Consider the following 9,009-nt stretch of genomic DNA (forward strand, 5'->3'; position numbering starts at 1 on the left):
TTGTCTGACATGACGGTCAGCAATTAACGTAATAATGAATTTAGGAGTGGCGTCTGTGGCTGAGCCAGACAAAACAATAGACCCCAATGATCTTGACAGCATTGATTCCTTGCTGGATGAAGCGGAGTTTGAACAACGCGATGCCAATAACCAAGCACGCGATGAAGAAGGCTTGTTAGCCGCTTTGTCGGAAGATTCTGAACAGGTGGCACCGGATCAAGCGACGCAAGATAACTCTCAGGACGAAGATGATGAGTTAGATCGTATGTTTGAAGCTCCGCTGGATGAAAGACCAGCGGAGCCAGAGTTAACTCGTCCAGATCCCGCAATTAGAACCGGCGACGCAGAAGGCTATTCACCAAGACGAAGCTTTGACACGCAAGAAGATGACTTCTTAGCTCGACGAGCAAATAAGAATAATGGCAATGAATTAACGGTGGCAGAAATGGACTCACTTAAGAGCATGATTATTGGATTTGGATCAACGCTAATCGTATTGGCGTTAATTGGTATAGGCATTGCAACCTGGGGCGCCTTGAGCGCAAATGGCAGCGATAGTGATACCGTAACCATGATTGAAGAGATACGAGGCGAGTCTGAAGTTGGCCGAGTAGCTTCACAAGCAAACGAAACGATCTTGCGTGATTTAAACCGCAAACTCGATGCACTTAGCTTTCAAATTGAGCAGGCAAATGGGGATATTGTGGCCTTATCGCAAGGTAAACAACCCGCCTCAGTCATACCAGGATTGCCAGAGACGTTAACCGTGCCTAATAATGAGAAAACCACAACCGAAGCAGCGGTTTCTCAACAAGCACCGAGTGGATCGACTCCAGTGCAAGTGGCGCCTACTTCTGCGGCTCCACAGGTTGATATGGGTAAGTTTGAAGAAAAATTGGATGCGGTAAATCGTAATGTTTCGGTGGCTCAACGCCGAGTCGTTGAGATTAATAATCGAGTTAAAAGTCTTCAACAGCAGTACACTTCGATTGTTGAAACCATTAAGTTGGTGGAAAAGAATATGCTAGAGCAGGAACTTAAAGCTAAAGCTGCGGAGCAAGAAGCCGCTAAAAAGCTAGAGGCTGAAAAAGAACAGGCTGAGAAACCAACTACCCGAGAGCAACCGGATGGTTATCGTTATCAAGCACCAGACGGTGGCTTAGGTTACGATACTGGCAATATGAACAGCTACCCTTAAGCAGGTTTTGTATGAAAAAAGGTTGGTTACTTTTGGCATCCACCACCATCGTTGTAGGTCTCAACGGTTGTGCGGGCTTAAATGGCCCGCAAACAGCCGCTGTTGCTGGAGTTGGTTGTTGGCTAGATGAGTGTGAATGGCTTTACCCAGCCCAAGTGAGTGTGCCAGATTACTATAATCAAACAACCGAGCTTAAACCACGTTATTTAGTTGGTCGATCCTATAGCATGGAGCAACTACGTTGTAAGAACAACCCAACGTTATGTCGTTATGAAGGGCCTGAGGTTCAAATACGCGAGCGTTACTATTCTAAACCCTATTTACTAAGTGAATGAATGGAGTAAAGTCATGAAAAAGCAGATGTTAATTGGTGTGGGATTAGCCAGTGTATTGGTGTTAGCCGGTTGTGAAACCACCCAGCCTCAACCTCAAGAAGTAGTAAGTTATTCAAGCACTACCTATCAAGGTAACCAGCCAATCAAACAGGTAGACTATGCGGTTCGACCAGATAGTCATAACATGAACCAAGCTGAACAACGTTATTTGTTGCAAAACAAACCACGTGTAGAAGAGGCGAGTGCAAGTGCCGTTCAGCCTCAACCTGCAGCACAGCCTCAGCAAGCGCCCGTAGTTGAAACAACACAGGTTGAAACCGCGCCACAAAAGCCAGTTCAGCAAGCTAAGCAAGAAGTTAAAGCAGAACAACCCGCGCCGATTATTGTGAAACAACGTCCTCGTCAAGAGCGCATTAAAATCACCGGTGTGGGTTATGGTGCTCAAAGCACTTATGAAGGCTTTACCGATGGTCAAAAACGTTTAATGGCCATTCGTGCTTCTAAATTGGATGCCTACCGTTCGTTAGCTGAGCAGTTATATGGTATTAAAATCGATAGTAATACGTCGGTTGCAACCATGACAGCACAAAGTGATAGCTTCCGCGCACGAGTAAATGCAGTTGTTAAGGGCGCACGTATTGTAAGTATCACGCCAATGTCGGATAATAACTACGAAACAGTACTTGAAGTGTTTGTTGACCGTCGCTTTTTTGAAGATGTATTTGTTTACAGCGGTAACCAACAAGATGTTGTGTTAGAGCCAATGGAAACTTGTACACTTGGATTTAATTGTTACGAGGCAGCAAACTATCGCTAGAATTCGATAGGGAGTGTGGGGCATGTTAATAAAAGGTCTGACGGTAAGTGTAATGGTGGGCGCGCTCGCATGGCAAACAGTGCAGGCGTCCAGTATTTCGACACGAGTAAGAGTACTTGAAAACAAAGTGTCTCAATTTGAGCGCCAGGTCAATCAAGAACGTGCCCAACAGAATAATCAAGTTGAACAGGTAAAGCGCAACAGTCATGCAATTGAAGCGCTAACTGTTCGAGTGGATGAAGTCTCCCTTAAGTTAAAACAGGGTACGACCGATCTTGACGCCGGTTCTGCAAACACGCTAAAACGGGCGGATGCCAATAATGGTCGATTTACGGATTCACGTTATTCATTTCCTTAGTCATTAATTTAACGTCTGTGTTAACAAAAAAGCCAGCATATACTGCTGGCTTTTTTGTTAATGAAGATCGGAAAAGAAAGTTAATCGAATGCAGGACGCTGCTTATCGACCAAGCTGAGTTTGAGCGGCGCCACATCCGGTAAGCCGTTTTTAAAACCCACCGTATGTTCGCCTTGAATGAGAGGGCGTAAATAATCGAGCGCCGCTTGCGTAATCCCCATACCATCCTCGCGAATAAATTCATCCGGTACGGATTTTTCCAGTTCGGCTACAGCTTGCAAATCGACACTTTTAAAATGCCACTTAAATGGTGAGTTAGAGGTTACTTCGATCACCGGTAATGTGCCGTGTTCGCCACGTAAAGCAGATAGCACCGCTTCTGAGCCGGCTTGATAAGCCATTTGCCAGTCTGTTAGGGAAACGAGGTGGCTGGCGGATCGTTGCAAATAGTCTGGGTTGGCACTGTGTGTTTTTATCCCTAAGCGTTGTGCGACTAAGTGACCAATTTTTTCACTGACTCCGCCTAGTTGAGTATAGGTTTGACCGTGAGCGTGTTCTTCGCCTTCCACCGAAATAAAGCTGCCGTCTTCATTGCGAATACCTTCCGATACCGAGCACACACAATAACCATAACGTTTGATTAAACGTGTTACTTCGTCCAAAAAAGCTTGTTGTTTAAATGGGCGTTCAGCCGGCAAAATGATGATAGGTAAATCTTCTATCACTTCTTGCACCAGGCCTGGTGCTAGCGATAACCAACCCACATTGCGCCCCATGGTTTCCATTACAAAGAACTGGGTAGAGGTTTGGTGCATGGAATGAATATCCAGTACCGCTTCTAAGAAACTGGTGGCCAGATACTTGGCCGCGCTGCCAAAACCAGGGCTGCAATGGGATAACGCAATATCATTATCAATGGTTTTAGCCACGCCGATACAAATCACCGGGTGACCATGACGCCGACAGTAATCCGCGACTTTTTGCGCGGTGAGCATGGAACCATTACCGCCGTTGTAAAAAAAGTAACCGATTTCATAAGTCATGAAAATATCGAGCACACGCTCATATTGGTCAGGGCGTTCTTGTACGGATTCAAGATCAAAGCGACAGGATTTAAAAGCGGCACCCGGTAATGTTTTTAAACGATCCAGCTCGGTTTGGCTAAGTTGATCTAAATCGACCAGTTCTTCCTCTAATACCCCTTTAATACCGTTAATAGCCGCGTAGACTTTGCCAAATGTTTCTGGGTGTTGTTTAGCGGTTTCAATTACACCAGCCGCGCTAGCATTAATGACCGCCGACACGCCGCCGGCTTGAGCATAGAGTACGTTTTTTGCAGGGCGAGTCATGCCAAATCCTTGATCCTAAATTTTGAGCTCGATATTATAAAACATTCGGCTTGAGTCTATGTAGCTGGATGTTATTAAATGGGGTTTAGTTTAAGCTGCTGGGCTTCGATACATAAGCAGGCCTGGTGGTTGAAGAGTTGCTTAAGCGGCTCACCCAGTAGCAGCGCACGCCAACCCTGATCTAGCAAGCTCGGTTGTTGGCGTAATAAACACAGAAGGTCGCGCTTTTGGGTTAGGTTATTGAGGTTAACCCCTGCATTCAGTGCCACTTGATGCGCATAACTCATGGCGAGTTGAATTTGAATGTCTTCATGAGCTTGTGGCGGTTCGGATTTGGTCGGTTTATCTGGCCAATATTCCTCATGGGCAAAAGCCCAGTCGAGCTGTTGAATCAGGGCTTCACCAAACTGTCGTACCAATCCGGCGTTGAGGTCGGGCACTTTATAGAGTCCTTCCAGCGCACGAACCGGGCGCTTGGCTAGGTATAAGATGACATCATCATTAATAATCCATTTGCGCGGTTGGTTGAGTTCAATCGCGGTGCGTTCGCGCCAAGCCGCCAAGGCTTTAGTCATGCCCAGTTGTTTCGGACTAAAGTTTTGCGTGCCTTTTAACCTTAACCAGGCCTGGTCTGGGTCAACTTGGTAAAGAGACGCATCCAATAATTGTTCGAAATCCCAGTTTAGCGCTTGTTTTTGCATGGCCGTTAATTGCTGTTGCATCTTTTGGTATAGCGGCGCTAAAAATCGCACGTCATCAAGCGCGTATTGAATCTGTCGGCTCGTTAAAGGGCGTTGATGCCAATTGGTGCGTGTTTGGTCTTTATCTAACGTCACCTTTAACTCATTTTCGATCACGCGGGCAAACCCGGCCATATCGCCATATCCTAAAAATACACCGGCAATTTGGGTATCAAAAATATTCTGTGGCATTAAGCCGCCGACTTGAAACAGAATTTCAATGTCTTGGCGAGCCGAGTGAAAGACTTTCGTGATGGACGGGTTGGCCAATAATGTCCAAAGTGGCGTCATATCCTCAAGGGCTAACGGATCAATTAAAGCCAAATCGTCTTGTTCAGAGAAAATCTGGATTAGACTTAATTCAGCGTAATAGGTGTCTTGACGCACAAATTCGGTATCAATCGCAAACCAGGCCTGGTGGCTTAAATGTTTGCAAAATTCGGCAAGTTTGATGTCGTTAATAATGGTTTGATGATTCATGCGCCAAGTGTAGCCTTAGCCTAGCCTAGCAGCAAGCGCTATTTAAACGCGTCTAGCGTCTAGAAGGGCTTGTAAGTGGCGATTGATCAGAGGGGGTTTTTTTGCTTAAGGTGCATAATATTTTCTTTATAAATCAATGCAATGCCAGTTTAAAAAAAATCTATTACCAAGTATTATTGGGTTCTGATATGTTGTATGTGCAAGTAATAAAACTTAGGTTTTAGTCTGATATTTAATCGCTTTATCTTTGACCCTGTCAAAGTGTAGGAGGACATCATGTCTAATCAAGCAATATCAAGTCAAGTTCACGATCATTACACCGAATCTGGTGAGCATATTATTTCACGCGATGCCCAATTATCCGATATTGGACGTTGGCTTAAAAATGGCTGGCACGATATGGCACACGCACCCGGTATTTCTCTTTTTTACGGCCTTGTCATGGCGTTATCTGTGGTATTGGTCTTTTTTGCGTTCCAACATCAACCCATTCACATGTTTACAGTGGCCACCATCTTTATTTTATTATCGCCTTTTATGGCAACGGGGTTGTATTACACCGCTCATAAACTAGAGCAGGGTCAAAAACCGTCGTTAGGTGCTTCAATGGTGGCTTGGAAAGATAATGTGTCCGACATCGGCTTCTTTGCCGCTACTTTGGGGGTGATTACAGCTATGTGGGCGACTTTTACCCCCTTGTTAGCCGCGATTGTGGTTGGATCGAGTTCATTATTAATTATTAATCCAAATATGGGCATTATGGGGTTCTTAACCTCGGACGCGGGTTTAACCTTCTTGACCATTTTTGCCAGCATTGGTCTGGTGTTATCAGCCTTTGTGTTTGCAATTAGTGTGGTCACCATTCCGTTATTATTGCGTGATAAAAACATTGGCGCGGTGTCGGCCATGATTTTAAGTTTCAAAATTGTGATGGAAAATAAACGCGTGATGCTGGTCTGGGCCTTGGTGATTGGCTTTATGCTGAGCGTGGGTATTTTATCATTAGGTTTAGGCATGTTGATTGTGATGCCGTTACTGGGTTATGCAAGTTGGCACGCCTTTAACGATCTTGTTGAAATTGATGAGCGTACTTAATTAATCGACATTTAAACGCACTAAAAACCCGCCTAAAGGCGGGTTTTTTTATGGCTGAAATGGATCGCTTTAAAATTTGTTATAACGCCAGCCGACACGAAGCCAACCCGTGTCTAAAAGGCCTTGCTATAATGAGCGAACAAAATTATTAGGAGAGACTCATCGTGCAACTTCACATTCTCGGTATCGCGGGCACCTTTATGGGCGGCATCGCACAACTCGCCAAAGCAAAAGGCCATCAAGTTAGCGGATCGGATAAAGCCATTTACCCGCCCATGAGCACGCAACTTGAACAAGCCGGTATCGAGGTTATGGCTGAAGACGATCTGAGTTTTCTGCAAAATCCGCCGGATCAAGTCGTGATCGGCAATGCTTTAAGCCGAGGCAAGGCGGCGGTGGAAGCGACTTTAAACGCCCAACAGGTTTATACCTCCGGCCCACAATGGTTGGCGGAAAATGTGTTGCATGATCGCTGGGTGATTGCAATTGCCGGTACCCACGGCAAAACCACCACCAGCTCAATGGTGGCCTGGATTTTAGAATACGCCGGATTAAATCCCGGGTTTTTGATTGGTGGTGTGCCGCAAAACTTTGGCGTGTCAGCCCGTTTAGGCGACAGTCCGTTTTTTGTAGTCGAAGCCGATGAATACGACACCGCGTTTTTCGACAAACGCTCCAAGTTTGTACATTACCACCCGCGTACCTTGGTGATGAACAACCTCGAATTTGATCATGCGGATATTTTTCCCGATCTAAAAGCGATTCAAACCCAATTCCACCATTTAGTGCGCACCGTACCCGGTAATGGGCTGATTATTTACCCGGCTGAAGAAACGAATTTGACCGAAGTGTTAGAGCGTGGATGCTGGACACCATTGCAAACATCCGGCTTAACCCAAGGTGATTGGCAGGCCGGTTTATTGCAAGAAGATGGCTCATCTTTTAGCGTGTTTTTTCAAGGCAAGTTAGTCGGTCAAGTGCATTGGAGCATGACTGGATTGCACAATGTACAAAACGCCTTAAGCGCGATTGCCGCGTCGGTACATGCCGGTGTGCCAGTGCTAGAAGCCACAGAAGGCTTGTGTCAATTTAAAGGTGTGCAACGCCGCATGAGCAAAGTCGGCGAAGCAAACGGCATCACCATTTATGACGACTTTGCGCACCATCCCACCGCAATACGCTTAACCCTGCAAGGCCTAAAAAAACAAATGAACCAAAGCACCAGGCCTGGTCGTTTAATCGCGGTATTTGAACCGAGGTCAAATACCATGCGACTTGGCGTGCATAAAGACACCTTGCCACAAGTCTTTATAGATGCCGATGCCGTGTATGCGTTTATAGACCCAGCCTGGAACTGGCCGCTACCAGTTGAGTCCTTTAGCCAAACCGTAAAAGTCGAAAATAGCTATGATGCCTTGCTAGACATTCTAGCCAAAGAACTCCAACCCGGCGACCAAGTGGTGATTATGTCAAACGGTAGCTTCGGTGGATTGCATCAGAAGTTATTAAGTAAGCTTAAAGCCTAACACCAGACCTGGTGAATTAGGAGGAACAGCTTAGTCTTTGGCCTTTTAGGTGTGCATGTGGGGGTTGCGTCCATTGCTGCCATTCGGGGTTTTCGGTAAAAGGGGAGGCGAGCCATTGGCGCCAGGTGTCAACGATTTCTCGGTCGCCGTTTTCGGCTTGTTCGATGATGTGTTGGGCGATGTAGTTGCGTAACACTAGGGCCGGATTGGTTTTTAAAATCAACTCTTTTCTTTCGGATTCGGACAGGGTTTCTTGCTTTAATCTTTGTTTGTAATCCATCAACCAGGCCTGGTAGTCGTCACTGCTGGGCCAAATATCATGTGGCTGGTCTAGGTTTGCCAAACTGCGCATAAAGACATGAAAGTCGACTTTATGTTTATCCAAACAAATCAATAAATCGGCAACCAATAATTTGTCTTTTGGTTGCTCGGTTTGTAATCCCAGTTTTGCGCGCATTAAGTTTAGGTAATGTTGATTGTAGGCTTCGACATAATCGTTAAGGCAGTTTTGACGGACTTCAACCGATTCGATCAGCGGTTCAAACGCTTGGGCTAATACTTGACTGTTCCAGAGCCCGACATTGGGTTGTTCGTTATAAGCATAACGCCCGCCGGTGTCGGTGTGGTTGCAAATATAACCGATCTTAAAATCGTCAAAAAAGGCGTAGGGGCCAAAGTCGAAGGTTTCGCCGAGGATTGACATGTTGTCGGTGTTCATCACGCCGTGATTAAAGCCGACCGCTTGCCAGTGGGCAATCATGCGTGCGGTGCGCTGTAAGATCAATTTAAGCAGACTTTCATAGGGATTTGGTTCGGATGCGCACTCTGGATAGTGGTGTTGGATCACATAGTCGGCCAGGATTTGGCTGTGTTGTGGGCTTTGGCTGGCGGCCCATTCAAAATGACCAAACCGAATATGGGTTCCGCTAACACGAATCATCATCGCGCGCGGTTCGAGGGCTTCGCGCCAAACTTGTTCGTCGCCGCTCACAATCGCTAAAGCACGCGTGGTCGGCACACCTAAAGCGTGCAAAGCTTCGGACGCTAAGTATTCGCGAATGACCGAACGCAGTACCGCTCGACCATCACCTCGGCGCGAATAGGGCGTGCG

At 46.2% G+C, this 9,009-nt stretch carries 9 protein-coding genes; 6 read left to right on the forward strand and 3 right to left on the reverse strand.

Annotated features, from left to right (window positions below; translation table 11 throughout):
- The first annotated feature begins 55 nt into the window (after positions 1-55).
- Genes VIM91_RS07930 through VIM91_RS07945 form a run of 4 tightly spaced genes read left to right on the forward strand, consistent with a single transcriptional unit; the run spans position 56 to position 2,708 of the window.
- A complete protein-coding gene (locus VIM91_RS07930) occupies positions 56-1,198 on the forward strand; it encodes a hypothetical protein (RefSeq protein ID WP_331864283.1) in 1,143 nt (380 codons plus the stop codon).
- Positions 1,199-1,209: 11 nt separating this feature from the next.
- Entirely contained in the window at positions 1,210-1,533 is a 324-nt protein-coding gene (locus VIM91_RS07935; protein WP_331864284.1) for a hypothetical protein, read from the forward strand.
- A 13-nt stretch (positions 1,534-1,546) separates the two neighbouring features.
- The gene (locus tag VIM91_RS07940; protein WP_331864285.1) at positions 1,547-2,350 is read left to right on the forward strand and encodes an LPP20 family lipoprotein; all 804 of its coding nucleotides are present in this window, start codon (positions 1,547-1,549) and stop codon (positions 2,348-2,350) included.
- Between the two features lie 22 nt (positions 2,351-2,372).
- Positions 2,373-2,708 (forward strand): hypothetical protein, encoded by a 336-nt coding sequence (locus VIM91_RS07945; protein ID WP_331864286.1) that lies wholly within the window; start codon positions 2,373-2,375, stop codon positions 2,706-2,708.
- Between the two features lie 80 nt (positions 2,709-2,788).
- Here the strand turns inward: VIM91_RS07945 and VIM91_RS07950 are convergent, their stop codons facing one another.
- Together VIM91_RS07950 and rnd are read right to left on the reverse strand one after the other, a co-directional pair.
- Positions 2,789-4,057, reverse strand: coding sequence for a 6-phosphofructokinase (locus VIM91_RS07950; RefSeq protein ID WP_331864287.1), 1,269 nt, complete (start codon positions 4,055-4,057; stop codon positions 2,789-2,791).
- Positions 4,058-4,131: 74 nt separating this feature from the next.
- A complete protein-coding gene (gene rnd / locus VIM91_RS07955; RefSeq protein ID WP_331864288.1) occupies positions 4,132-5,277 on the reverse strand; it encodes a ribonuclease D in 1,146 nt (381 codons plus the stop codon).
- A 276-nt stretch (positions 5,278-5,553) separates the two neighbouring features.
- Between rnd and VIM91_RS07960 the strand changes: the two genes are divergently transcribed.
- Together VIM91_RS07960 and mpl are read left to right on the forward strand one after the other, a co-directional pair.
- Positions 5,554-6,372, forward strand: a complete 819-nt coding sequence (locus VIM91_RS07960; protein ID WP_331864289.1) for a DUF2189 domain-containing protein — start codon at positions 5,554-5,556, stop codon at positions 6,370-6,372.
- A 164-nt stretch (positions 6,373-6,536) separates the two neighbouring features.
- Positions 6,537-7,898 (forward strand): UDP-N-acetylmuramate:L-alanyl-gamma-D-glutamyl-meso-diaminopimelate ligase, encoded by a 1,362-nt coding sequence (gene mpl / locus VIM91_RS07965; protein WP_331864290.1) that lies wholly within the window; start codon positions 6,537-6,539, stop codon positions 7,896-7,898.
- A 16-nt stretch (positions 7,899-7,914) separates the two neighbouring features.
- Here mpl and VIM91_RS07970 read toward each other — a convergent pair.
- A partial coding sequence (locus tag VIM91_RS07970; RefSeq protein WP_331864291.1) for a protein adenylyltransferase SelO occupies positions 7,915-9,009 on the reverse strand: 1,095 nt, incomplete at its 5' end.

The sequence above is a fragment of the Thiomicrospira sp. genome (assembly GCF_036568485.1).
In the GTDB taxonomy this organism is placed as follows: Bacteria; Pseudomonadota; Gammaproteobacteria; order Thiomicrospirales; family Thiomicrospiraceae; genus Thiomicrospira.